The organism is Vibrio aerogenes (assembly GCF_024346755.1).
Lineage (GTDB): Bacteria > Pseudomonadota > Gammaproteobacteria > Enterobacterales > Vibrionaceae > Vibrio > Vibrio aerogenes.
In genome coordinates this window covers 3,092,849-3,117,421 of the sequence record NZ_AP024861.1, presented here as the reverse complement: position 1 = coordinate 3,117,421, position 24,573 = coordinate 3,092,849, and the positions used below count along the sequence as shown (strand labels likewise).

The 24,573-nt window shown below is 43.0% G+C and carries 21 protein-coding genes and 11 tRNA genes; 11 read left to right on the top strand and 21 right to left on the bottom strand.

The genetic code is table 11. The annotated features are described in order from the left end of the window. Positions 1–409: 409 nt before the first annotated feature. From OCV29_RS13800 to lolB, 16 genes are all read right to left on the bottom strand, one after another. Positions 410–496 (bottom strand) — tRNA-Leu (locus OCV29_RS13800). Positions 497–520: 24 nt separating this feature from the next. Then, positions 521–597 (bottom strand) — tRNA-Met (locus OCV29_RS13795). 10 nt (positions 598–607) lie between these two features. Beyond that, positions 608–692 (bottom strand) — tRNA-Leu (locus OCV29_RS13790). 75 nt (positions 693–767) lie between these two features. Further along, positions 768–842, bottom strand: a tRNA-Gln gene (locus OCV29_RS13785). 37 nt (positions 843–879) lie between these two features. Next, a tRNA-Leu gene (locus OCV29_RS13780) sits at positions 880–964 on the bottom strand. A gap of 72 nt (positions 965–1,036) precedes the next feature. After that, positions 1,037–1,111 (bottom strand) — tRNA-Gln (locus tag OCV29_RS13775). A 21-nt stretch (positions 1,112–1,132) separates the two neighbouring features. Next, a tRNA-Leu gene (locus OCV29_RS13770) sits at positions 1,133–1,219 on the bottom strand. A 19-nt stretch (positions 1,220–1,238) separates the two neighbouring features. After that, positions 1,239–1,315: transfer RNA gene (locus tag OCV29_RS13765), tRNA-Met, on the bottom strand. Positions 1,316–1,396: 81 nt separating this feature from the next. Beyond that, positions 1,397–1,471: transfer RNA gene (locus OCV29_RS13760), tRNA-Gln, on the bottom strand. A 39-nt stretch (positions 1,472–1,510) separates the two neighbouring features. Continuing rightward, positions 1,511–1,595, bottom strand: a tRNA-Leu gene (locus tag OCV29_RS13755). Between the two features lie 19 nt (positions 1,596–1,614). Further along, a tRNA-Met gene (locus tag OCV29_RS13750) sits at positions 1,615–1,691 on the bottom strand. 271 nt (positions 1,692–1,962) lie between these two features. Beyond that, positions 1,963–3,054 (bottom strand): redox-regulated ATPase YchF, encoded by a 1,092-nt coding sequence (gene ychF / locus OCV29_RS13745; protein WP_073602441.1) that lies wholly within the window; start codon positions 3,052–3,054, stop codon positions 1,963–1,965. 10 nt (positions 3,055–3,064) lie between these two features. Beyond that, positions 3,065–3,655 (bottom strand): aminoacyl-tRNA hydrolase, encoded by a 591-nt coding sequence (gene pth / locus OCV29_RS13740; protein WP_073602686.1) that lies wholly within the window; start codon positions 3,653–3,655, stop codon positions 3,065–3,067. A gap of 142 nt (positions 3,656–3,797) precedes the next feature. Then, on the bottom strand, positions 3,798–4,742 hold the full coding sequence (locus OCV29_RS13735) for a ribose-phosphate pyrophosphokinase (protein WP_073602440.1): 945 nt from the start codon (positions 4,740–4,742) through the stop codon (positions 3,798–3,800). A gap of 29 nt (positions 4,743–4,771) precedes the next feature. Beyond that, a complete protein-coding gene (gene ispE / locus OCV29_RS13730; protein ID WP_073602439.1) occupies positions 4,772–5,650 on the bottom strand; it encodes a 4-(cytidine 5'-diphospho)-2-C-methyl-D-erythritol kinase in 879 nt (292 codons plus the stop codon). Then, positions 5,632–6,243: a lipoprotein insertase outer membrane protein LolB gene (gene lolB, locus OCV29_RS13725; RefSeq protein ID WP_073602438.1), complete on the bottom strand. Its 612-nt coding sequence runs from the start codon at positions 6,241–6,243 to the stop codon at positions 5,632–5,634. The genes ispE and lolB overlap by 19 nt, the downstream gene beginning before the upstream one ends. A gap of 167 nt (positions 6,244–6,410) precedes the next feature. Here lolB and hemA point away from each other — a divergent pair, with 167 nt between their 5' ends. From hemA to ybaK, 7 genes are all read left to right on the top strand, one after another. Next, positions 6,411–7,667, top strand: coding sequence for a glutamyl-tRNA reductase (gene hemA, locus OCV29_RS13720; protein WP_073602437.1), 1,257 nt, complete (start codon positions 6,411–6,413; stop codon positions 7,665–7,667). A gap of 32 nt (positions 7,668–7,699) precedes the next feature. Further along, on the top strand, positions 7,700–8,788 hold the full coding sequence (prfA, locus tag OCV29_RS13715; RefSeq protein ID WP_073602436.1) for a peptide chain release factor 1: 1,089 nt from the start codon (positions 7,700–7,702) through the stop codon (positions 8,786–8,788). Positions 8,789–8,808: 20 nt separating this feature from the next. Beyond that, complete coding sequence (gene prmC / locus OCV29_RS13710; RefSeq protein ID WP_073602435.1) at positions 8,809–9,663, top strand: peptide chain release factor N(5)-glutamine methyltransferase; 855 nt, start codon at positions 8,809–8,811, stop codon at positions 9,661–9,663. A 114-nt stretch (positions 9,664–9,777) separates the two neighbouring features. Next, a complete protein-coding gene (locus OCV29_RS13705; protein ID WP_073602434.1) occupies positions 9,778–10,587 on the top strand; it encodes a SirB1 family protein in 810 nt (269 codons plus the stop codon). Positions 10,588–10,611: 24 nt separating this feature from the next. Continuing rightward, positions 10,612–11,463 (top strand): 3-deoxy-8-phosphooctulonate synthase, encoded by an 852-nt coding sequence (gene kdsA, locus OCV29_RS13700; protein ID WP_073602433.1) that lies wholly within the window; start codon positions 10,612–10,614, stop codon positions 11,461–11,463. Positions 11,464–11,734: 271 nt separating this feature from the next. After that, positions 11,735–13,396: a bifunctional UDP-sugar hydrolase/5'-nucleotidase UshA gene (ushA, locus tag OCV29_RS13695; protein WP_073602432.1), complete on the top strand. Its 1,662-nt coding sequence runs from the start codon at positions 11,735–11,737 to the stop codon at positions 13,394–13,396. A gap of 275 nt (positions 13,397–13,671) precedes the next feature. Beyond that, complete coding sequence (gene ybaK, locus OCV29_RS13690) at positions 13,672–14,154, top strand: Cys-tRNA(Pro) deacylase (protein ID WP_073602430.1); 483 nt, start codon at positions 13,672–13,674, stop codon at positions 14,152–14,154. A gap of 98 nt (positions 14,155–14,252) precedes the next feature. Here the strand turns inward: ybaK and OCV29_RS13685 are convergent, their stop codons facing one another. After that, positions 14,253–15,494 (bottom strand): uracil-xanthine permease family protein, encoded by a 1,242-nt coding sequence (locus OCV29_RS13685; protein WP_073602429.1) that lies wholly within the window; start codon positions 15,492–15,494, stop codon positions 14,253–14,255. Between the two features lie 163 nt (positions 15,495–15,657). Here OCV29_RS13685 and OCV29_RS13680 point away from each other — a divergent pair, with 163 nt between their 5' ends. Next, the gene (locus tag OCV29_RS13680; protein WP_073602428.1) at positions 15,658–16,860 is read left to right on the top strand and encodes a DUF2066 domain-containing protein; all 1,203 of its coding nucleotides are present in this window, start codon (positions 15,658–15,660) and stop codon (positions 16,858–16,860) included. Between the two features lies 1 nt (position 16,861). On the opposite strand, the gene wrbA is transcribed toward OCV29_RS13680, so the two are convergent. The 3 genes from wrbA to bepA are packed head-to-tail and all read right to left on the bottom strand — an operon-like array spanning position 16,862 to position 19,304. Continuing rightward, on the bottom strand, positions 16,862–17,455 hold the full coding sequence (gene wrbA / locus OCV29_RS13675; RefSeq protein ID WP_073602427.1) for an NAD(P)H:quinone oxidoreductase: 594 nt from the start codon (positions 17,453–17,455) through the stop codon (positions 16,862–16,864). Next, positions 17,452–17,802 (bottom strand): arsenate reductase (glutaredoxin), encoded by a 351-nt coding sequence (arsC, locus tag OCV29_RS13670; RefSeq protein ID WP_073602426.1) that lies wholly within the window; start codon positions 17,800–17,802, stop codon positions 17,452–17,454. The genes wrbA and arsC overlap by 4 nt, the downstream gene beginning before the upstream one ends. A 44-nt stretch (positions 17,803–17,846) precedes the next feature. Next, positions 17,847–19,304, bottom strand: a complete 1,458-nt coding sequence (bepA, locus tag OCV29_RS13665) for a beta-barrel assembly-enhancing protease (RefSeq protein WP_370737165.1) — start codon at positions 19,302–19,304, stop codon at positions 17,847–17,849. A 396-nt stretch (positions 19,305–19,700) separates the two neighbouring features. Between bepA and OCV29_RS13660 the strand changes: the two genes are divergently transcribed. From OCV29_RS13660 to OCV29_RS13650, 3 genes are all read left to right on the top strand, one after another. Then, complete coding sequence (locus OCV29_RS13660; protein ID WP_073602424.1) at positions 19,701–20,771, top strand: AI-2E family transporter; 1,071 nt, start codon at positions 19,701–19,703, stop codon at positions 20,769–20,771. Positions 20,772–21,470: 699 nt separating this feature from the next. Beyond that, positions 21,471–21,620, top strand: coding sequence for a hypothetical protein (locus OCV29_RS13655; RefSeq protein ID WP_175561509.1), 150 nt, complete (start codon positions 21,471–21,473; stop codon positions 21,618–21,620). Between the two features lie 406 nt (positions 21,621–22,026). Further along, positions 22,027–23,898 (top strand): methyl-accepting chemotaxis protein, encoded by a 1,872-nt coding sequence (locus OCV29_RS13650; RefSeq protein ID WP_073602423.1) that lies wholly within the window; start codon positions 22,027–22,029, stop codon positions 23,896–23,898. A 117-nt stretch (positions 23,899–24,015) separates the two neighbouring features. On the opposite strand, the gene bcp is transcribed toward OCV29_RS13650, so the two are convergent. Continuing rightward, complete coding sequence (bcp, locus tag OCV29_RS13645) at positions 24,016–24,483, bottom strand: thioredoxin-dependent thiol peroxidase (RefSeq protein ID WP_073602422.1); 468 nt, start codon at positions 24,481–24,483, stop codon at positions 24,016–24,018. Between the last annotated feature and the right edge of the window lie 90 nt (positions 24,484–24,573).

The following is a 24,573-nucleotide window of genomic DNA, read 5'->3' as shown; positions in this document are numbered from 1 at the left end:
TGTTTTCCACACCAGAATCATTCATATGATCAATCATTTGATGTGTTTGGTGTTAGTTTGGTAGATGTTTTGTCGAATATCCCATATCACAATACTCCCCAAATTATGGGGCAAGTATTTTCATACATAGTCTGTATCCACATACTAAGCGAAGTAATCTGTTCCATAACCGGCTCAACGTGGTCATTATGTACTTCATAACAACTTGTGATAAACGATATGTCGAGATGAACAGTTCATTTTACAAATCGGTACAAACACGCCATGGTGATTTTTCAAAGGACAAACGATACAGTCGCTAATTTGATGGTCAGATAAAATTACGACAATCCAATTGACCATAAGAAAAATAAAACAATTACGGGAGGAAATAACCTAAAGGGAGAGAAGAACAATAATCTGCCATTTCTGGTGCGGAGGGAGGGACTTGAACCCTCACGTCCTAACGGACACTAGCACCTGAAGCTAGCGCGTCTACCAATTCCGCCACCACCGCATGTCGAAATAGCAAATAAAAATATGGTGGCTACGACGGGATTTGAACCTGTGACCCCATCATTATGAGTGATGTGCTCTAACCAGCTGAGCTACGTAGCCAAGATATTTATGGTGCGGAAGGAGAGACTTGAACTCTCACACCTTGCGGCGCCAGAACCTAAATCTGGTGCGTCTACCAATTTCGCCACTTCCGCATACTTCTGATAATAAAATCAGAAAACAAATTTTTAAAGCTTCAACCACTCATACACGACTGGCTGATATAAATATGGCAGGTCTACCTGGATTCGAACCAGGGAATGACGGGATCAAAACCCGTTGCCTTACCACTTGGCGATAGACCTGCAGAGCCTTGAGATTAAACTCAAAAGACTTCGAATATGGTGCGGAAGGAGAGACTTGAACTCTCACACCTTGCGGCGCCAGAACCTAAATCTGGTGCGTCTACCAATTTCGCCACTTCCGCATGCTTCCGATAATAAAATCAGAAAAAATATCAGGCTTTCAACCACTCATACACGACTGGCTGATATAAATATGGCAGGTCTACCTGGATTCGAACCAGGGGATGACGGGATCAAAACCCGTTGCCTTACCACTTGGCGATAGACCTGTAACAGTTTTATTCTCACTTTGGTGCGGAGGGAGGGACTTGAACCCTCACGTCCTAACGGACACTAGCACCTGAAGCTAGCGCGTCTACCAATTCCGCCACCACCGCAAAAGTAGTGAGAATAAAATGGTGGCTACGACGGGATTTGAACCTGTGACCCCATCATTATGAGTGATGTGCTCTAACCAGCTGAGCTACGTAGCCACTTTTAGAGCGGAACAATATAATAAATCCCACTCTTTGTTTCAATCTCTTTTTTGTATTCTTAAAAACAGATTGAAAAAATGGCAGGTCTACCTGGATTCGAACCAGGGGATGACGGGATCAAAACCCGTTGCCTTACCACTTGGCGATAGACCTGTCGTGTATCCTGATACTAAATCAAAATACAAAAAAAACTGGTGCGGAAGGAGAGACTTGAACTCTCACACCTTGCGGCGCCAGAACCTAAATCTGGTGCGTCTACCAATTTCGCCACTTCCGCAAATTATCCATTATAAAAATGGTGGCTACGACGGGATTTGAACCTGTGACCCCATCATTATGAGTGATGTGCTCTAACCAGCTGAGCTACGTAGCCATCTGTCTTCACAGAAATATACATATGTATATTCTCAAGAACGGAGCGCATTATGCTGATATGGTGCAAGAGCGTCAATAGTTTTTTCGAATAAATTTGTATAAATCAATCGTTCGTTTTTTTTTTGACCAAAGCTGGTTGTTTATTGGCAAATTGACTCGTCATTGAGAATGAAGATTATCAAAAAACAGTGATGACTAAATTGATTGAGCTATTGTTTTTTTAAGTACAGGGAGCAAGAGACTACTCCCTGAAAAGAGGTACATCCGTATCAAACATTAAAGCGGAAATGAACGACATCTCCATCTTTGACGATGTAGTCTTTGCCTTCAAGGCGCCACTTTCCTGCTTCTTTTGCACCTGATTCGCCATTGAACTGAATAAAATCATCATAACCAACAACTTCAGCCCGGATGAATCCCCGCTCAAAGTCAGTATGGATTTTACCCGCCGCCTGAGGCGCTGTTGCACCGACAGGTATTGTCCAGGCCCGTACTTCCTTTACACCTGCAGTGAAATAGGTATGCAGATCGAGCAATTCATAACCAGAACGAATCACTCGGTTCAGACCAGGTTCTTCAATACCCAGATCAGCCAGAAACTCATCACGATCATCATCGTCTAATTCTGCCATTTCAGATTCAATAGCGGCACAGACAGCGACGACCACATTATTTTCTTGTGCTGCAAACTCTTTAACTGCTTCCAGGTATGGGTTGTCGTCAAAACCATCTTCGTTCACATTAGCAATATACATCGTTGGTTTTAGAGTCAGGAAGTTCAGATAAGCAATGGCTGCATTTTCTTCTTTAGTCAATGTGACACTGCGGGCCATACCGCCTTCAGTCAGTACCGGGAGTAATTTCTCCAGTACACTGATCTCGAATTTTGCGTCTTTATCTCCACCTTTTGCTTTTTTTGCCTGACGTTGCATTGCTCTTTCGCAAGCATCTAAATCTGCAAGTGCAAGTTCAAGGTTGATGACTTCAATATCTTCAATAGGAGAAACTTTGCCGGCAACGTGAACAATATTTTCATTTTCAAAACAACGAACAACATGTCCAATAGCATCTGTTTCACGAATGTTCGCAAGGAACTTATTTCCTAAGCCTTCCCCTTTGGATGCACCGGCAACCAAGCCAGCAATGTCCACGAACTCCATCGTTGTCGGTAAAACTCGCTCCGGGTTAACGATGTTTGCCAAAGCATCAAGACGAATATCTGGAACCGGAACAATGCCGGTATTGGGCTCAATTGTACAAAAAGGAAAATTTGCAGCTTCAATTCCTGCTTTAGTGAGTGCATTAAAAAGCGTTGACTTGCCAACATTTGGTAGACCAACAATGCCACATTTAAAACCCATGACTATAACCCTATTCTGCTTTGAATGTATGTAAACGGTTCTGTGCCTTTGTTAAACCGTCTTTGAGTAAAATATCCAGACACCGGACCGATTCATCTACCACTGCATCCAGACACGCCTGTTCCTTTTGAGGCGCTTTTCCCAGAACATAACCAGTAACCCGGTCTTTATGTCCCGGATGTCCTATGCCAATTCTGAGGCGGTAAAAATCTTTATTATTACCAAGTTTATTGATGGTATCTCTCAGACCATTGTGACCTCCGTGCCCACCTCCCATTTTAAACTTAGCGACTCCGGGAGGGAGATCAAGCTCATCATGTGCCACCATGATTTCTTCTGGTTTGATCTGATAGAATTTGGCCAGCGCCGCAATAGCTTTCCCGGATAAATTCATAAACGTTGTTGGTATCAACAAACGGAGATCATGCTCATTCATGACGATGCGTCCGGTCAGGCCGTAAAACTTTGATTCATTTTTTAATACGACATGATGGACCCGGGCAAGTTCTTCAACAATCCATGCACCTGCATTGTGTCTTGTACGCGCATATTCAGGGCCGGGATTTGCCAACCCAACAAGTAACTTTATCGGAAGACTCACAATATGGCCCTCTTTGGAACTGAAAAGCGCCGTATCATAGCACAATATTTGACATACCCAAACTTGTGATCTTGTTCTCTGAGCATAAAAAAACACCACATTGAAAACATGTGGTGTTTCAGAGATCTGGCTAAAGTTTAGCTTAGTTAAACATCGCTGAGATCGACTCTTCATTGCTAATGCGGCGAATCGCTTCAGCCAGCATTGTAGACAATGTTAACTGTGAAACTTTTCCTGTTGCCTGCATTTCCTTAGAGAGAGAAACTGAGTCCGTTACAATGACCTGATCCAGGACTGAACTTTTAATGTTTTGTGCTGCATTGCCGGAAAATACAGCATGCGTTGCATATGCGAAGACGCGTTTTGCGCCACGCTCTTTCAAAGCTTCAGCGGCTTTGCAAAGCGTACCGCCTGTATCAATCATATCATCTACGATGACACAGTCTCTTCCATCAACGTCTCCGATGAGATTCATGACTTCAGAAACATTTGCCCGTGGGCGGCGTTTATCTACGATTGCGATATCTATGTCACCCAGTGCTTTCGCTGTAGCTCGTGCACGCACAACACCTCCCAGATCAGGAGAGACAACAACCGGATCTTCCAGATTACGGGCTTTCATATCTTCAAGAAGAACGGGGGTACCGAAGATATTGTCAACAGGTACATCAAAGAAACCCTGAATCTGTTCGGCGTGGAGATCAATCGTTAAAACACGATCGACGCCAACATTTGACAGAAAGTCTGCAACGACTTTTGCAGTGATCGGCACACGTGCAGAACGGACTCGTCGATCTTGACGGGCGTATCCAAAGTACGGGATTACTGCAGTAATACGGCCTGCTGAAGCACGGCGCATTGCATCAATCATGACAACAAGTTCCATCAGGTTGTCGTTTGTCGGAGCACATGTTGATTGAATAATAAATACGTCGCTACCTCGTACATTTTCATTGATTTGAACTGCGACTTCTCCGTCAGAAAAGCGGGATACAGTTGCATCACCAAGAGAAATATATAAGCGATCAGCAATACGTTGGGCTAGTTCGGGGATTGCGTTACCAGCAAAAAGCTTCATGTCAGGCACGGTGGAAACCTCAGGGTTGCGTCCAGTGTTTAAGTTGATTTGGTGTGAGCTGATTGATAGCTGAGTAATGTCTTTTTCAGGGGTGATAAATTACATCCCTGTGCAATAAATGCGGATACATTCTCAGGCATTTGAGCAAGAACATGTAGTGCATCATTTTTACTTGTAAACTCCGCAAAAATACATGATCCTGTTCCTGTCAATCTTGACGGCGCGTATTGTAGCAGCCATGAAAGTTTCTTATCAACCTCTGGATAAAGCTTTCGGACAATTTTTTCGCAATCGTTTCCGTAAGGAGCGTCCAGAAGCTCGGCCATTGCTCGTTTACGCGTATTTCTGGTTAATTCAGGATGCGAAAAAATGACAGCTGTCGAAATACTGACATCAGGCCTGACCACCAGATAATATTTTTCCCGGGGTTTAACCGGTGTGAGTTGCTCACCAACCCCCTGTGCGAAAGCTGCTTGTCCTTTGATAAAAACCGGGATATCAGCGCCCAGAGATAAACCCATATCAGCCAGCTGTTCCTCTGTATATTCTGTGTTCCAGAGATAATTCAGGGCAACCAGTGCCGTTGCTGCATTCGATGACCCTCCGCCAATACCTCCACCAATGGGGAGCTTCTTATGCAGTGTGATATCAGCACCAAGTGGACATTGACTTAAATTCTTCAGCTTATTTGCAGCCTTCCATATCAGATTGTCCTGCAGAGATACTCCTTTAATTTCCGGACTCACAGTGATTCTGCCGGTTGAATTCACTTTAATGACGAGTTCATCGCCATAGTCAATAAACTGAAAAAGTGTTTGTAATTCATGGTAGCCATCCGGGCGTTGTCCTGTGATATATAAAAACAGGTTCAGCTTTGCCGGGGATGGCCATGTTGTTGTCATTGCTTGATATTCCATTGAGAAATCCGGAGGTTGATTTTTGTTTGTCCCTGGCTGAGAGATAATTTTGATGGCAGTGGCAGCAAATTATGCCGGTAATTGATGTCCGTATAGTCATCATATTTTACCCGCCATTTTTCTTTGCCAAGTGTTTTGTCAAGCGTCTCCAGTGTATGGCCTGAATTTAAAGTGAAATGATCAGCTTTCGATGGTAACCCAAGGATCCACTGACTTAGTGGACTCAGTGGAATCTTCAGCCCTGTGAGTTTTTCAATCAAAGCTTCCGGAGATTTATCTGTGTAAACCTCTCCCTCATATGTTTCAATTCTGGCACTGTTTTCACCGATATCTATTTTTAGTACGGTTTGTCCCAAAAAGGTCGTGAGCCGTAATTGATTTTGACGGGAGAACTTTTTCCATTGAAAGTTAAAAGAACGACGCTCCTTCGGGGAGATGTACCCCAGTTTACCTGAGATATTGTATGTTGTGATTTGTTTGAGCTGATTCTGATGAGAGTGCCACTCAACAGGGACCTGAACGGGTTGCTGAAGGCTTCCACAGCCGTTAAGAATGATCAAAGCAATGAAACAAAGGGTTATCTGGCGAATCATACGGCGTCGTTATTACCCAAAAAATACAAAAAGATAGTAAATACTATATCATTGATGTCACGAAGTAATAAAAACAAATCCTGTAAACTCTTTTCATCAATAAGGGCATACAGTAAAATTCCTGGCTTACTTCTTAAAGATGACTGTAATCAGAGTATTCCCAATTCATGTCCTTGCTTACTATCGGTATCAATCATAATACGGCGCCTCTGGCCCTCCGTGAAAAAGTTGCGTTTGGTCCGGAGAAACTGCAGGATGCGTTGAAACAACTTCGTATGCATAACGGTGTAGAAGGGAGTGTGATTCTTTCTACGTGTAATCGCACCGAATTATATTGTGAGGTGAAGCCGGCATTAAAAGATCAACTGATCCACTGGTTATCTGAATTTCATCAGGTTGATAGCCAGGAGCTGAATCCAAGTATTTATATTCATGAAGAGCAGGAAGCAATACGTCACCTCATGCGTGTATGTTGTGGGCTGGATTCGTTAATACTGGGTGAGCCTCAGATTTTGGGGCAGGTGAAGCAGGCATATTCTGAATCCCGGGAACTTGAAGCGATTGATTCGTCGGTTGATAAATTATTTCAAAAAGCTTTTTCGGTCGCTAAGCGGGTCCGGACTGAAACCGAGATCGGCGGTAATGCGGTTTCAGTTGCTTATGCGGCCTGTACATTAGCCAAACATATTTTTGAATCACTCTCAGACTCTACCGTGCTGTTGGTCGGTGCCGGAGAGACTATTGAACTCGTTGCCAGACATCTTGCCGCAAATGGTTGTAAGCACATGATGGTTGCAAACCGAACCAGAGAGCGTGCGATGACGCTGGCTCAGGAATTTGATGCTCAGGTTTTGCGCCTTCAGGAAATTCCGGATTATCTGGCACAAGCCGATATTGTTATTACTTCTACAGCCAGCCCTCTACCTATTATTGGGAAAGGAATGGTTGAAAAAGCGATTAAAACCCGGCGTTATCAGCCAATGTTAATCGTGGATATTGCCGTGCCACGGGATGTTGAAGCTGAAGTTTCTGAAGTGAATGATGTCTACTTATATAGTGTTGATGATTTACAATCGATAGTAGACAGTAATATTGAGCAGCGGAAATTAGAAGCGATTCAGGCAGAAGCGATCGTCGATGAGGAAAGCACATCGTTTATCAACTGGGTGCGTTCCCTGCAGGCAGTTGACAGTATCCGGGATTACCGTAATTCTGCCAATCAGATTCGTGAAGAACTGTTGAATAAAAGTCTGCAGGCATTGTCTTCCGGTGGGGATCCGGAAAAAGTGCTTTACGAACTGAGTTATAAACTGACCAATAAGCTGATTCATATTCCGACCCGTGCTCTGCAAGTGGCTGCTGAGCAGGGAGAACCAGCTAAATTAGCCATTATCAGACAAACATTAGGTCTGGATGATCTGTAAAACATCTATCTATTTCAGCAAAAGAAGAAACTATGAAAGCGTCGATTTTAGAAAAACTGGAAACGCTCGTTGAGCGTTATGAAGAGGTTCAGCACTTATTGGGTGATCCTGAAATTATTGGTGATCAGGATAAGTTCCGGACGCTGTCTAAAGAGTATTCTCAGCTTGAAGAAGTGACAAAATGCTTTCAGGAGTATCAGCAGGCTCAGGAAAATTTAGCTGAAGCCGAAGAAATGGCACAGGAAGATGATGCAGAAATGCGTGAGATGGCTTTAGAAGAACAGAAAGAAGCCAGGGCCGCTATTGAGCGTTTAACCGATGAGCTGCAAATATTATTACTGCCTAAAGATCCAAATGACGAGCGAAATTGCTTTCTTGAAATCCGTGCTGGTGCTGGTGGCGATGAAGCGGGTATTTTTGCAGGAGATTTGTTCCGTATGTACAGCCGATATGCCGAAAGAAAAGGTTGGCGTACAGAAGTGATGTCTTGCAATGAAGCAGAACACGGTGGTTATAAAGAAATGATTGCCAAAGTCAGTGGTGATGAGGCATATGGCATCCTGAAATTTGAGTCCGGAGGCCACCGGGTACAACGGGTGCCTGCGACAGAGTCTCAGGGACGAGTCCATACTTCAGCCTGTACCGTGGCGGTGATGGCAGAAATTCCGGAAGCCGATATTCCTGAAATAAAATCAACCGACCTGAAAATAGATACTTTCCGCTCATCCGGTGCGGGTGGGCAGCACGTCAACACGACTGACTCAGCTATCCGTATTACTCACTTGCCTACAGGGACTGTTGTTGAATGTCAGGATGAGCGTTCCCAGCATAAAAATAAGGCAAAAGCGATGTCAGTTCTTGCGGCAAGACTTGCTCAGGCAGAAGAAGCCCGGCGGGCTGCTGAAGTGTCTGATACCCGGCGTAATTTGCTGGGAACCGGTGACCGCAGTGACCGTATACGGACTTATAACTATCCACAGGGACGGGTGTCAGATCACCGGATTAATTTGACACTTTATCGTCTTTCTGAGGTGATGGAGGGTGATTTGGATAGTTTGCTCGAACCGATTCTGCAAGAGCATCAGGCAGACCAACTCGCTGCTTTGGCAGAACAAAATTAAGGGCAGAACAAAATTAAGCTATGTCGTTACCGTGTCGTATTGATGAGTTACAGAGGTATGCAATTGCCGCTTTTACCGAAAGCGGCAGTATGTCGCCATCTGTTGATGCCGCTGTATTGCTTTGCCATGTTTTAGAGAAACCCCGCTCTTATTTAATGACCTGGCCGGAGAAAGAATTGAGTGAAAAACAGCTGGCTTTATTTGAATCTCTGTTCAAACGCCGGGTCCGGGGAGAGCCAATCGCCTATATTACCGGGGAAAGAGAGTTTTGGTCATTGCCTCTGAAAGTGTCTCCAGCGACGTTGATTCCACGGCCCGATACTGAATGTCTGGTTGAAGCTGCACTGGAAAAATCTACTTTTATTGACGGGGATATCCTGGATTTAGGAACAGGAACCGGTGCAGTTGCTCTTGCGCTGGCTTCTGAATTACCTCAGCGCTGTGTTATTGGGGTTGATATCAGTTCTGATGCTTATCGGCTGGCGATTGAAAATGCCCGCAGACTTGCAATTAAAAATGCCACTTTTTACCAGAGTAACTGGTTTGAAAGGCTTACTGACGGAACAAAATTTGCATTAATTGTTTCGAATCCGCCTTATATTGATGAACATGATCCTCATTTGAAAGAAGGTGATGTTCGCTTTGAACCATTATCTGCATTAGTTGCACAGGAAGACGGGCTTGCAGACATCAAAATGATTGCAACAAAAGCGCGGGATTATTTGTTATCCGGAGGATGGCTTTTATTTGAACATGGCTATCAACAGGCCGGATCGGTTCAACAAATTCTCACTGCATTGGGTTATCAGCAGGTTTTTACTCAGCAGGATGGTTCTGGAAATGACAGAGTGACTGCCGGATTATGGCACCACTGATACTTCTGTGGGACATGTTTATTCATACTTAAGGCTTCATTGATTATTTTCGATGGTAGATGAGCTTATTGTAACTGCCGACCATCAATGCCTTCATTGAGGATGGATGATTCTATGCTTGAATTATTTGATGATGACTTCGACGCTATGGACCTGGTTGAGGGGGCTTTAGTCCTGAATAAAGCAATCGATCAGGAAACTCAGATTGAATGGGCAGAAAAAGAACTATTAAGGATGCTTCACGAAGCTGAGTCGTATCTGGACGGAGCGGAAGATCACAAAGAGCGTTTTGCTGCATTTATACATTTGTTTTATCAGGAGTGGGGGTTTTGTGGTGATCATGAAACTTATTTTGATGCAGCGAATGGCTTTATTGATAAAGTGCTGAGAACCCGAAAAGGGATTCCCGTGAGTCTGGGAGCACTGTTGCTATTTTGGGGGCAGCGTCTTGGATTTCCTCTGAGTCCTGTTATGTTCCCGACCCAATTTTTATTGCAGCTTCAATGGGATAATGAAGCGCCTTTATACCTGAATCCTTTTTCCGGAGAATTTGTTTCCAAACATACGCTGCAAGCATGGCTGATTGGTCATCAGGGCCCTCTGGCTCGTTTGAACTCAGAGCATTTGGAAGTATCAGATAATCCGACAATTATTGGCCGCTGGCTCGCATTACTGAAGAATGCGCTGATGCGGGAAGAAGATTATACACTGGCACTGAAATGTACTGACCTTGCGTTAACTTTTGTACCGGATGATCCTTATGAAATAAGAGACCGGGGCTTTATTTATCAGCAGCTTGATTGTCATCAGGTCGCATTGTCTGATTATCAGTATTTTATTGAACATTGTCCGGATGATCCTGCGGCTGATTTATTTAAAAATCAGGTCAGTATTCTGCAGAATACTCCGATAACTATTCACTAATTAACTTCTTACAGAGAGATTTAGATGGAACAGAAAACAGTACATGTAGGTGATATTCCTGTTGCAAATGACCGTCCTTTTACTTTATTTGCCGGGATGAATGTGCTGGAATCCCGTGATTTGGCTATGCAGATTTGCGAGCATTACGTCAATGTGACGGATAAACTGGGTATTCCTTATGTTTTTAAGGCTTCTTTTGATAAAGCAAACCGGAGCTCTGTTCACTCATATCGTGGCCCTGGAATGGAAGAAGGTTTGAAAATCTTTGAAGAATTAAAACAGCAGTTCGGCGTGAAAATCATCACAGATATTCATACTGAAGCTCAGGCGCAACCTGTTTCTGAAGTGGTGGATGTCATTCAACTACCTGCTTTTCTTGCCCGCCAGACCGATCTTGTAGAAGCGATGGCAAAAACGGATGCAGTCATTAACGTGAAAAAACCTCAGTTTATGAGTCCGGGTCAGGTCGCAAATATTGTTGAAAAATTTGCTGAATGTGGCAATGAGAAGGTCATTTTGTGCGAAAGAGGCTCTTGCCATGGCTATGATAACCTGGTGGTTGATATGCTTGGCTTTGGCGTCATGAAGAAATCATCGAATGGTAGTCCGGTTATTTTTGATGTAACACATTCACTGCAAATGCGCGATCCGTCAGGGGCTGCTTCTGGTGGGCGAAGAGAGCAAACGGTTGAGCTGGCAAAGGCTGGTTTGGCCACAGGTATTGCCGGCTTGTTTATTGAAGCACATCCTGATCCTGATAAAGCCAGATGTGATGGTCCATCAGCTTTGCCACTGGAAAAACTGGAACCTTTTTTGGTTCAGATGAAAGCTCTGGATGATCTGATTAAAAGCTTTGGCAACATAGATATCCGATAGTCAGCGAAGTCATCATGTCTTAAAGCACCATTCATGGTGCTTTTTTTGTGTCTGATATATCAGGATAAAACATAATAGTGTGACCTGGTATTTGTAACATTTCTGTAATTTGCATACGTTTCATTTTAAAATGTTAAATCCTTCGGCTGCTGCTTTTTTTCTTCAGGGGCGACAGGCTGCAATCCCGGACTATGATGATTGCTTAAGGCGAAGGCTGGGTTCATCAATGAAACTGAAGATTTGCTGTCAACATTAATGTTAAGGATCAATTATGCAGCTCCCATCAATTCAAAAGGTATTGTTATCGACGGTGTTGGCTGGTTTGGTTTCCGGTTGTGCTGTTCAGCCAGAACACCACTGGAAAGAAGACCAGACCTATCATCTCACAGTGTTACACACCAACGATCATCATGGACGGTTTTGGCAGAATAAGTACGGTGAGTATGGCATGGCTGCAAGAAAGACACTTGTTGATGACATTCGACAGGAAGTGGCTTCAGAGGGGGGCAGCGTTCTTTTATTTTCCGGCGGTGATATTAACACCGGTGTTCCTGAATCCGATCTGCAGGACGCAGAACCTGATTTTAAAGGGATGAGTATTATCGGTTATGATGCTATGGCGCTGGGGAATCATGAGTTTGATAATCCGCTGAGTGTTCTTCTGAAGCAGGAAAAATGGGCTAATTTCCCGCTTTTATCCGCCAATATTTATGATAAAAAAACCGGCAAGCGGTTATTCAGACCTTACAAAATTTTTGAAAAGCAGGGGATTCGTATTGCTGTCATTGGTCTGACGACAGAAGATACGGCAAAAATTGGCAACCCGGAATATATCAGTCAGATTGAATTCAGAGATCCGAAAAAAGAAGCGAAAAAAGTGATTGATAATCTGGAGAAAAATGAACATCCGGATTTGATTTTCGCAGTGACTCACATGGGGCATTATGCGAACGGTAAGTTTGGTATCAATGCACCGGGAGATGTTTCACTGGCTCGTTCCCTTGATTATGGCCAACTTGATATGATTGTGGGTGGTCACTCGCAGGATCCTGTTTGTATGGAAGGACCAAACGTCATTAATCATCGCTTTAAGCCAGGTGATGCCTGTAAGCCTGATTTCCAGAATGGAACATATATTGTTCAGGCTCATGAGTGGGGAAAATATGTCGGGCGTGCCGACTATGAATTCCGTAATGGTGATCTGAAAATGGTCAGTTACGCATTAGTCCCGGTTAATCTGAAGAAAAAAGTGAAAGTCAACGGGAAGAAAAAGCGTGTTCTGATTCAGTCTGAAATTCCTCAGGATCCGGCACTGTTGAATTTCCTTAAACCTTATCAGGATAAAGGACAGGAACAGCTTGGAGAAAAAATTGCGTCGGTGAAAGGACGACTGGAAGGTGATCGACATATTGTTCGCTTTCACCAGACGAATCTGGGGCACCTCATCGCAAAAGCGCAGCAGGAAAAAGCCAAAGCGGATTTCGGAATTATGAATTCAGGCGGTGTGCGTGACTCGATTGATTCCGGAGATGTGACTTATAAAGATGTTCTGAAAGTTCAGCCGTTTGCGAATCAGCTGACTTATGTGGACATGTCTGGTGCTGAGGTACTTCAGTATCTGAATGTTGTTGCGACAAAGCCAGTTGATTCGGGGGCATATGCTCAATTTTCCGGTATTTCGATGACAGTGAGTGCTGATGGTGTTTCCGGAGTGATGATCGGTGGAAAGCCACTTCAGCCGGAAAAGACATATCGTTTCAGTATTCCGAGCTTTAATGCTGCCGGTGGTGACGGTTATCCGAAAATCACGCAACATGCCGGATTTGTCAATACAGGCTTTGTTGATGCGGATGTACTGAAAGAATACCTGCAAAATCATAGCCCGTTAAATAGTCAGGCATACAAGCCGGATGGGGCGATAGTCTACAAATAAACAAGTTGACTCAGTGAGTTGATTGTTTTTAACATGTGTCAGCACCAGAGAACTGCAGTGATGTTATTCTGGTGCTGAACTTCCGGACAGTCAAAGAAGTTGTCATTCAGGTTGTTTGGATAGCAAGGCGCTTCAGCCAACCGGGTTTCAGAAATATCACCGCTTTCTTTCTGTTTATACCTTTGTTTTTTATTTTGAAACTGTTGATCTGCTCAACCGGTAACAGCGCTGATATATCGTCCTGTTGATGTTTCACTTGAAGTCAGAGGTTACAAATGACCCCCGCAATTAATCTCGCCAGGAAAAAAAAGATTTCTTATACCATTCACCAGTATGAACATGATCCGAATCACTCAAGCTATGGCCTTGAAGCTGCTGAGGCTATCGGACAATCGCCGGAGAAGGTCTTTAAAACATTATTATTTAGCCTGAATGGAGAACCCCGCACTTTGGCTGTTGCAATCATCCCGGTTGATCAGAAACTGAATCTGAAGTTGGCGGCAAAAGCTGCCGGAGCAAAGAAGGCTGAAATGGCGAATCCTGATATTGCTCAAAAAACCACAGGTTACATCGTGGGAGGTATCAGCCCGCTGGGACAGAAAAAAGCGCTGCCAACCTTTATTCATATCAGTGCAAAAGAGCAGGAGACTGTTTGTGTCAGCGCCGGGAAACGAGGATTAGAGATAGAACTTGCGCCTCAGGACTTGGCGGGTTTAACACGGGGGACTTTTACCCAGCTGTGTCTGGAGGAAGCCTGAAATTATTGCTTTGAGAGTATCCGGATATAAAACACCGGCAATGCTTTACCGGTGTTTTTGGGTGCTTCACGAACGGTTTCATGCTCTGTGTGATGGGATTAATCTTCGATCTGAGCGTTATCAACAATATGATTCTCACCCAAATCCTGTGGCAGAATCAGGTTGAGTAAAATTGCAACGATACCGCAAAGGCTGACCCCCTGCAGGCTGAATTTACCAATACCAAAAGCCATTCCTCCGATGCCGAAAACCAGCGTCACTGCAACAATGACAAGATTTCTGGAGCGATGCAGATCCACATGATTTTTAATCAACGTATTTAACCCAACGGTTGCAATAGAGCCGAACAACAGAATCATGATGCCTCCCATGACCGGGACCGGGATCGTTTGCAGCAGTGCTCCAAGCTTACCAACTAATGCTAAGATAATGGCACTTACGGCAGCCCACGTCATAATGACCGGGTTAAATGCTTTGGTCAGCATGACGGCACCAGTCACTTCACTATAAGTTGTATTCGGTGGTGCGCCCAGCATTGCTGCTGCCATCGTTGCGACACCGTCTCCCGTGATTGTCCGGTGCAGGCCAGGCTTTTTGAGGTAATCTTTACCTGTTACATTTGAAATCGATAAAATATCACCCACATGCTCTACTGCCGGTGCAATTGCGACCGGAATCATAAACAGAATTGCATTAATATTGAATTCGGGTAGGGTAAATGCTGGCAGAGCAAACCATGCCGCATTCGTCACAGCATCAAAATTTACGACGCCGAAATACAGGCTGAGAGCGTATCCAACGACAATGCCACCAAATATGGGTAATAGTTTGAACATTCCTTTCGCAAATACACTCATCAATATCGTGGTAAATAAAGAAGCACACGAAATCCATAAGGATGCCTGCCCATCGAATAACTGGATTGAGCCATCACCGCTTTTTCCTAATGCCATGTTGACTGCTGTTGGTGCTAAACCTAAACCGATCACCATAATAATCGGACCCACAACAACCGGCGGTAATAATTTATGGATAAAATCAGCGCCCTTTATTTTAATCAATCCACCCAGAATGATATAAACACCTCCGGCAGCAACTAATCCGCCCATTGTGGCGGCAAGGCCCCATGTTTGAATCCCAAACATGATAGGTGCAATGAAAGCAAAAGAAGAGGCAAGAAAAATTGGAACAGACCGGCGGGTGATGATTTGAAAAAGGAGTGTGCCGGCACCGGCACCAAATAGCGCAACATTTGGATCCAGCCCTGTCAGCAGCGGAACCAAAACCAGAGCACCAAATGCGACAAAAAGCATTTGAATACCCAGAATGGCATTTCTCATGTTTATTCCCTTAATTAAGTCAAATTTGCGGGATTCTATCACTTATTTAAACGTTTGCCATAATCATACTGATGAACAAAAATGATCATGAAGGCGGCTTTACTTGCCCGGAAAGCAATACTTGCTTATGATCACACGATAATTATTGATATTTTGGAAAATTATGCGCTCTCTTGCTTTTTTTAGTCTTATCTCACTGGCTTTTTCGTGTTTCGCGACAACGCATGTAGATATTTATCATGCTGAAGTGGCCGTGAATGAAAAAATATCGGATGACATGGCTCGTATTGAGGGAATGAAGTCGGTTGTTATCAAAGCAACCGGGGATAAACATTCTGTAAAAAATGCGATTATTGAGAAAGCTTTGTCACAGAATAGCCAGTATTTATCCCAGATTGGATACGGGAAGAAAGAGAAACATAAAACGTTGAAAATGGTATTCAGTGAAAAGCAGATTGGCTCTTTACTGACTCAGGCGCAATTACCTTTTTGGCCTGCACAAAGAGAAACAATATTAATTTGGTTTGTTGAGGATAAAGATTTTCAGCGCTCTATTGTCTGGGAAAATGTCTCTAATCCGGAAATTAATAAGTTGAAAGCGTTATCTGAAGAAAGAGGAATTCCGGTTATTATCCCTGTGGGTGACTTTGATGATATTACCGGTATTGACCCATCAGATGTGTGGGGAAACTTTATGCAACCGATTAGCCGGGCCAGTCAGAGATATCATCCGGATGCTGTCCTTGTTCTTCGTGCGCACAATAATAATTTCCGGTGGTCACTCTACGATCAGGTTCCCGATGAAATGATGAATTTCTCTTCTGTTCCTGTGACTGGTTCCGCTTCCGGAGATAATGCATTAGAGACGCTGGTCGATCAGCTGACCCATTATTATGCAAATAAAAATGCTGTTGTAGTCCATAGTCAGTCTTCACTGATGGTTAAAATTTCAGTGACAGGTGTTTCCCGGGCAACATCATTTTTTGCTTTGGAAAATGCACTGAATCAGCTGAGTTCAGTCGCTTCTGTCGATATTTCAGGTATTCAGGGAGATACCGTCTCTTATCAGATTCACTTATTAACCAGCCAGAAAGAATTTGAGCAGGAGTTGATGGGCGTCTCATTGATCGAAAAAGACCCGGCGAATGAAGACACCGCCATGCGGGAAATGCCAGACGAACCTGCTGGTACAACCGAAGCGCAACCGGCTGGAGAAAAGCGGGTTGAGACTAAGCCTTCTGAGGAAAGTGTGGGTCAACGAGACAATACTGTTCAGCAAGATGTTCAACAAGACAATATGGAACAGGAAGATAATACTGACTCTGAGAGTCATGTGTCTGAACTGTTTTATCATTGGAAGCAATAAACTAAGACTGTATCTGGCTTTCTGCTGACGCGCTGAGGCGAATAGCCAGATTTGCCAGCCGGCTTCCCAGTTTTTGTGCCAGAAGTTGTTCATTCTGACTTAGTGGTGCTGTTTTCTGGCTGTGATGACTTGCTCCGTATGGGGTGCCACCGTCACTTGTTGTATGGAGTTCTGGCTCGCTGTATGGAATACCGGCGAGTAACATCCCATGGTGAAGCAATGGCAGTTGCATGCTTAACAGTGTACTTTCCTGCCCGCCATGCAAAGATGACGATGAGGTAAATACACATCCGGGCTTGTCGATTAAATCACCACTGATCCATAGTGAACTTGTTTGATCCCAAAAGTGTTTGAGTGGTGCAGCCATATTACCAAACCAAACCGGGCTCCCCATCGCAAGTGCATCACAGGTTTTTAAGTCATCAAGTGTAATATAGGGATCGGCAGGATTGCCGGGTGAGGCATCGAGTTCAGGTACGGTTCTCATGATAGCTTCACACTGAGGGACAGCGTTGATCCCCCGTGCGATTTGTCTGGCAAGTGCAAGTGTCGAACCGTGGCGACTGTAGTAAAGCACTAAAATCCTTACTTTCATAGAATTTCAAGTACTTTTTCTGGTGGTCGGCCATGACGTGCTTTTCCGCCAGAGACGACGATAGGTCGCTCAATCAGCTTTGGATGATCGGCCATCGCCTGAAAAAGTGCTTCATCACTCAATGTCTCATCTTTGAGGTTCAGTTCTTTATACAAGGCCTCTTTTGTTCTCATCATTTTTCTAACAGAATCCAGTTCCAGTTGCTCATAAAGTGATTTGAGTTGCCCGACTGTCAGTCCGGTTTCAAGATACTTGATAACAGTAGGTTCAATACCTCTGGAACCAAGTAAAACCATAGTTTCCCGGCTTTTAGAACACTTCGGGTTGTGATAAATAACGACAGACATAACGCCTCCTTGTGGCCAACAGGTTATTTATAGTTTATAGACACTTATTCTTGTAATGCGAGAAATTGTTCTCTTTGTGCGATCAATTGATCAATTCTGGCATCATAACGTGCCTGCTGTAAGCTGCCTAATTTAGCAAGCTGGCTGGCCTGCGTATAATATTGGATTGCCTGATCCCAGTCCGCTTTCATTGCCATTATTTCAGCTCTTGCGGCTAAATCTTCCGGTTCATCTCCGGAGAGAGCACTGGCCTGAGAGAGCAAAGACCATCCATTACTGTCATCAGGAAAGTCATGTGTATAGCGATGCAAAATCCGGGTTGCATCCTTGTATTTTTTTTCTTTTATCAGTGCATTTGCATAATTGATCGCCAGTACCTGGTTATGCGGTGATTCTTTGAGTAATTTTGCCAGTAAATGAACTGCTTTTTCCGGGTGTTGACGGTCGATGTATAAATCCGACATTGCATCCAGATAAAAAGAGTTGTCAGGTGAAGACTGAACTAATCTGTTCAGAATTGCTTCAGCTTCATCCAGCTTTTTCTGGTCCAGATAAACAAGCGCCTGACCGTAATCAAATGCTGCGCTTATTTCAGACGGGTGCTTTGGCCGGTGCCTTTTGATCCAGTCCAGAGCAGCTTCGGCTTTAATACCAGTGAAACGAACAATCACTCTGACTCTGGCCAGTTGGTAAGCAAGGGACGGTTTCTCATCGACATGAGCATAGCGTTGAGCTCTCTCCCGGCTGTCGGTAATCCTGCTTTCAGGGAGAGGGTGAGTCAGCAACATTGCAGGTGGCTTACTTGCGTACTGATATTCCGCTGCGAGTTTTCCAAAGAAACGGGGCATGGCATACGGATCAAATCCGGCCTTTGCCAGCGTTTCAATACCAAATCGGTCTGCTTCTTTCTCATTGGCTCTGGTATAGTTAATTCGTTGCTGAACACTTCCTGCCTGAGTTGCCGTCATCGCTGCAATGCCTGCTTCAGGCGCAGCAATTGTCAGTAGTAATGAACCAACCAGTGCAGCAATTGTTGCGGGTGAACGTTTTGCTTCTGCTTCCATACTTCTGGCAAGGTGTCTTTGGGTAATGTGTGCTATTTCATGGGACATGACTGAAGCCAGTTCACTTTGAGAGCGGGTGTGTAAAAAAAGGCCGGAGTGAAGAGCGACATAGCCACCAAAGAACGCAAATGCATTGATTTCACGTTTTCGGATCAGGAAAAAATGAAAGGGTGTTTTGACATTATCTGCATGAGCGACGAGTTTATGTCCGAGTGTGTTAATATACTGATTTAAAACAGGATCATTAATGACTGGCTGATGACTTCTCAACACCCGCATATAAGCATCACCATATTGCTTTTCTTGCGCTATGGTCAGTGTTGTTCCTGCTACGGTCCCTATTTCAGGTAGTTTCCTGGAGTCTGCAAGTGCTGGGGAGATGCAGCAAAGTGAAGCTGATAGAGCAATACTGATAAGAGATTGGATTGGCTGAGAGATCATATGAAAAACCGGGTTTCCTGTTTTATCTGACTAAATGTATGACAATCATATATAGTATTGGTTTCTGTATTTCCTGTAACTATCTATCCCTTATTACCTCATTTGCAGGTTATTCAGGTATATGTATTTTGCATCAATTACAGTAGATTGTATTTAAAAATTATATACAATGTCACTCATCCATTTTCGTGAACAGATGTCAGCGTGAATACTCTGAAGATCAGAGACATTATCACCGATGACGTGTACAGATATGCATGAGCTCATGATAACTTATTGACTCAGCGCCATGTCAATTTTTATCGAATACTGCTAACTGAAGGTGACAAGGTATATACTTTTCGATGAAGTATATTCTATATGTCACATACTGTTGGAAAAGGACTTTATTGAATGTTCCAAATGTTAACGCGTTGGTATAACAAGCGCTTTTCTGATCCTGAAGCCGTCAGTCTGATTGCGATATTGTTTTTCGGCTTTTTGATTATCTATTTTATGGGGGGACTGATTACCCCGTTACTGGTTGCCATTGTTCTGGCTTATCTGCTTGAATGGCCAGTTGTCAGGTTAGTCCGGTTTGGTATTCCCAGAACGCTTAGTGTAATTATTGTGATTGCCATTTTCACGAGTCTCATGCTGATTGCTGTCTTCGGGTTAATTCCGGTGATTTGGCAGCAAGTTACCCATCTGACAAATGACATTCCCAGCATGTATACAGAGTTGCAGGCGAGAATTAATGAAATATTCCTGAAATATCCTGAGCTGGCTAATGTTGAAATTGTTGAATCCATAGTGACCAATGCGAAAAATCAGGTGATTGGTTTTGGTGAAAGCATTGTCAAAAATTCTTTATCATCTTTGCTGAGCATTGCAACTCTGGCTGTTTATCTGGTTTTAGTCCCGTTATTGATTTTCTTTCTTTTAAAAGATAAACAACAAATCCTGGATAGTGCCGGAAAAATAATGCCTAAAAACCGTAAGCTTGCTCAGAAAGTTTGGGTTGAAATGAATGAACAGATTTCAAATTACATTCACGGTAAAGTGCTGGAGATATTTATTGTCGGAATTATCAGCTATGTGGCGTTTGCAATTCTTGATTTGAGATATTCTCTTTTACTTGCCGTGGCTGTTGGTTTTTCTGTTCTTATTCCATATATTGGTGCTTTTGTTGTGACTGTGCCTGTAGCGATTGTTGGTTTGTTTCAATGGGGATTAACACCATCTTTTTATTGGCTGTTAGGTATATATGGCATTATTCAGGCTTTGGACGGGAATGTATTAGTCCCGGTGTTATTTTCTGAAGCAGTCAATTTACATCCGATCGCAATTATTGTCTCTGTACTTGTCTTCGGTGGTTTATGGGGTTTTTGGGGCATTTTCTTTGCTATTCCTTTGGCCACTTTAGTCAAAGCCGTCTGGAGTGCATTATCTGTCAGTGAAGAGGTATCGCCATCAGCTGGATGACAAATTGATCTGAAGATGCATGCTTCGTGAGCCTTGACTGGCTTCTCAGCAAGACATTGATTTGCGAACGACATTGATTTGCAAACAGAGTTATTCTACGTTGAAAATTGGTCACGCAGGGCAGAAAAGAATCCATTCTGCCTGCTCTTCGTGAACGCATATTCCCGGTTAATTTCTGCGTCTAATCACTTTGAAAGAGGCACGATGTCTGTTTCATTATTTTCTTTTTAAACGTCTTTTATCGAGTTAAATAGAGCTGACAACGGGTTTTTATCTGTTATTCGAATAATTATACGCTTATAGTGATATTTTGTTTTGCTGTTAATTACATCTGAATATTTTATCTTGGCTTTAGGTAAATTATATAAATAAAATTCGATTGAAATGGATTGAATGAATTTTATACATCGTGTGTTTATCTTGATTATTTTTCTGATTCATTTATTACTCTGAACGATGGTTGTTCATTTTTATCAATTTATATTCCGGAATAATGTTAGTACCCTGGCATTGTGATTGATAATTGAGTCGCTTTTTATAAACTCAGTCAGTTTCAAAATAATTTTTTCATTTATATTGTTTGTGCCGGGAAAGCTGGTTTGATTTTACGGGCATTTTTATTAAGAAATTGATGTGTTGATTAGATTCATTCAATCTGGCTATTCAGGACATTGTTTCCGGTGAAGGTGATTAACAATATTGAAGAACAAACCAGCTGACTGGTATTCCATCATGCTATCGAATCAGCCCGGGCTGGCAAGTCAGGAAGATGATTTGCTGTTGTCGTGGATAACGAATGAGCTCTGGTTTAAAGGACTCAGAATCCGGCAGCAGAGAGCCGGACAATGACAGGGAAATTTTGGTATGAAACTGTATCTGGGCCAGCTGTTATGGTTGAAATCCAAAAAAGGCAGGCAAGATTCATCAATGAGATCATATTTTGGCACAATTTATTGTGTGAATAAGATTGCATTTCCGGTTATTATCCGCAGACGCCAGCTTGATACCGGCATTTTTTAGACTGCCATAAATTATTTATTAGATATGTAGTGATAGTGATTATCATCGCTTAATAAATATTTTCTATCCTGTTCATTTTCGATGAAATTATTTTTTACTTCTTTATTTGTTAAATATAATAACTTCATTTTATTGAAATTTCATGAGATCAATATTAGATTTTGTAGTAACAAGGTTATGTATCTGTTTATGATATCATAGTCATATAGTAAGCCGTTGTTTTATGAGGGATACCATGAGATTTAGCCACAAGATTGTAGCGGCATCGTCTTTGCTATTAATAGCAACTGTGATGTTTTTGTCTATACATCAACTTAAAATTGTAAGAGAAAGTATAGAATCTATTGTTTTTAGTAGTATGGGAGAGTTAGTCAACGGTGTTAAAAATACGGTTGAGTCGGAAATGGCAGCAAAAAAAAGGTTAGCAAAAGTTTTTGCTGAAACAATCGAATTAAATGCAGATGATAAAGACTATGTGAAAAAAATTCTCGAGAAGCCCGCGCTGAAGGGGAGTTTTGTCGGTGTTGGGATTGGCTATGCCAGTGATGGCGTCGTGGTGGAGAATGATGATAACTGGTCACCTTCACCGGATTACGATCCACGGGTCCGGCCCTGGTATCTTGAAGCAAAACAAAAACAGGATGTGATTGTCACCGCCCCATACCTTGATGTTGCCAGTAAGACAATGATCATCTCTTTGGGCGCTCCGATTAATACGAAAGGACAATTTATCGGCTCAATGTATTATGATCTGAATATGTCTAAGCTGTCTGACCTCGTTAATTCAGTAAACTTGTTTGATGCAGGTTATCTTTTCATTGTAACTGCTGACGGAAATACAATTGCTCATCCTAAAAGGGATTTCGTGGGCAAGAAGATGAAGGACTATCTTGCAGGTGTCTCCATTAAGGATGGGACTCAGCATATTGATATCGATGGAAAGTCCTTTATTGTCAATTTCACTTCAGTACCCAGTGAAAACTGGTATATCGGAGCTGTAGTTGATGAGTCTGTTGCTTTTGCTGCTGTGTCTGACCTGAGAAACAGTTCACTGATATACACTATTTTGAGTGTCGTGATTAGCCTGGTGTTGTTAACTTTCCTGATTAAGTATCTGATGAGGCCATTAGGCATTTTGAACACTGCAATTCAGGATATTGCTTCTGGACAGGGTGATTTAACGAAGCGACTGGAGACAAACCTCGATAAAGAGTTTGAGGAATTGGCGATAGGGTTTAACCAGTTTACCGAAGTTCTCCAGACACAAATCCGTCAGTCGAAAGACATCAGCCGGGAGATTTATCAGGGTGTTGAATCGGTGGCTTCAAATGCCGATCATGTCTCAGCGTCGATGAAAGAGCAGGTACAGGAAGTTGACCAGCTGGCGACAGCGATGAATGAAATGGCAGCCAGTTCATCTGAAGTTGCAAATAATGCACAAAATGCAGCAACAGCGGCAAAAGAAGCCGATGAAGCGACAGGTGAGGGAGCGGATGTTGTCAGCTATACAACTTCAGCGATTAACGATCTTTCTGACAAAATTGAACAGGCTGTCAAAGAAGTTGAAAATCTTGAGTCAGCAACCTCAAACATTGAGACTATTCTGGAAGTCATTAATGATATTGCAGACCAGACGAATTTGTTAGCACTCAATGCTGCAATTGAGGCGGCTCGTGCCGGGGAATCCGGAAGAGGATTTGCTGTTGTTGCCGATGAAGTGAGAACTCTGGCACAAAGGACGCAAGAATCGACGACTGAAATTCGCAGCATGATTGAAAAGCTTCAGTCTGGTGCATCTTCAGTATCCGCGGCGATGCTTGAAAGTAAGAACAAGGCTGGAGAAGCTGTTGAAAAGTCTCATCTTGCCAATGACTCTTTGCAAAAAATCCGGCATGCGATTCAACAAATTAATGATATGAATATGCAAATCGCCTCGGCGGCTGAAGAGCAAAGTCTTGTAGCTGAAGAAATTAACAGCAACATGGTGAATATTAAGGATATCAGCGACCGGATTGGTTCTTCGACGGAAGAAAGTCGGGAGTCGACCCGTCAACAGGTTGAGAAAGTTCACCAACAAGAACAGCTATTGAATAAGTTTGTGGTCTGATGTTGATCAGAGGAGATTAAAAAACATCAAGTGACCCCGGTAATTGGACACTGCAATTACCGGGGTTTTTTATGTCTTGGATTGGCTCTGAACTATTGTGTCTGATCTCAAAGCGGACTATTTTTGATCTAAATAATCCAGAACAACCTGATGGTGATCTTTGGTTTTGAACTTATTGAATACGTGTTCAATTGTGCCATTCTCATCAATCAAAAAACTAATACGATGCAGTCCGTCATAAATTTTCCCCATGAACTTTTTCTCCCCCCAAGTCCCAAAGCTTTCAGCGACTTGATGGTCTTCGTCTGACAACAGGGTAAAGTTGAGATTATCCCGTTCTATAAATTTTGTCAGACGTTTGACCGGGTCGATACTGACGCCTAAAACCACAACATTCTTATCATCCAGTTCTTTTTTTACATCTCTGAGTCCCTGAGCCTGAACTGTACATCCCGGAGTCATCGCTTTCGGGTAAAAATAGAGCAGAACTTTCTTTCCTTTAAACTGGCTCAGAGAGACAGAATTGCCGTCTTGATCCTGAAGAGAAAAATCAGGAGCTGGTACACCTGGTTGTAACGTATTCATTATGTTTCCTTATTTTGACTGCTTTTATTGTTGATATATCTGGAGCAGGTGACTTTTTGTGTACATTGTTGCGATACGATTTGTTTATTT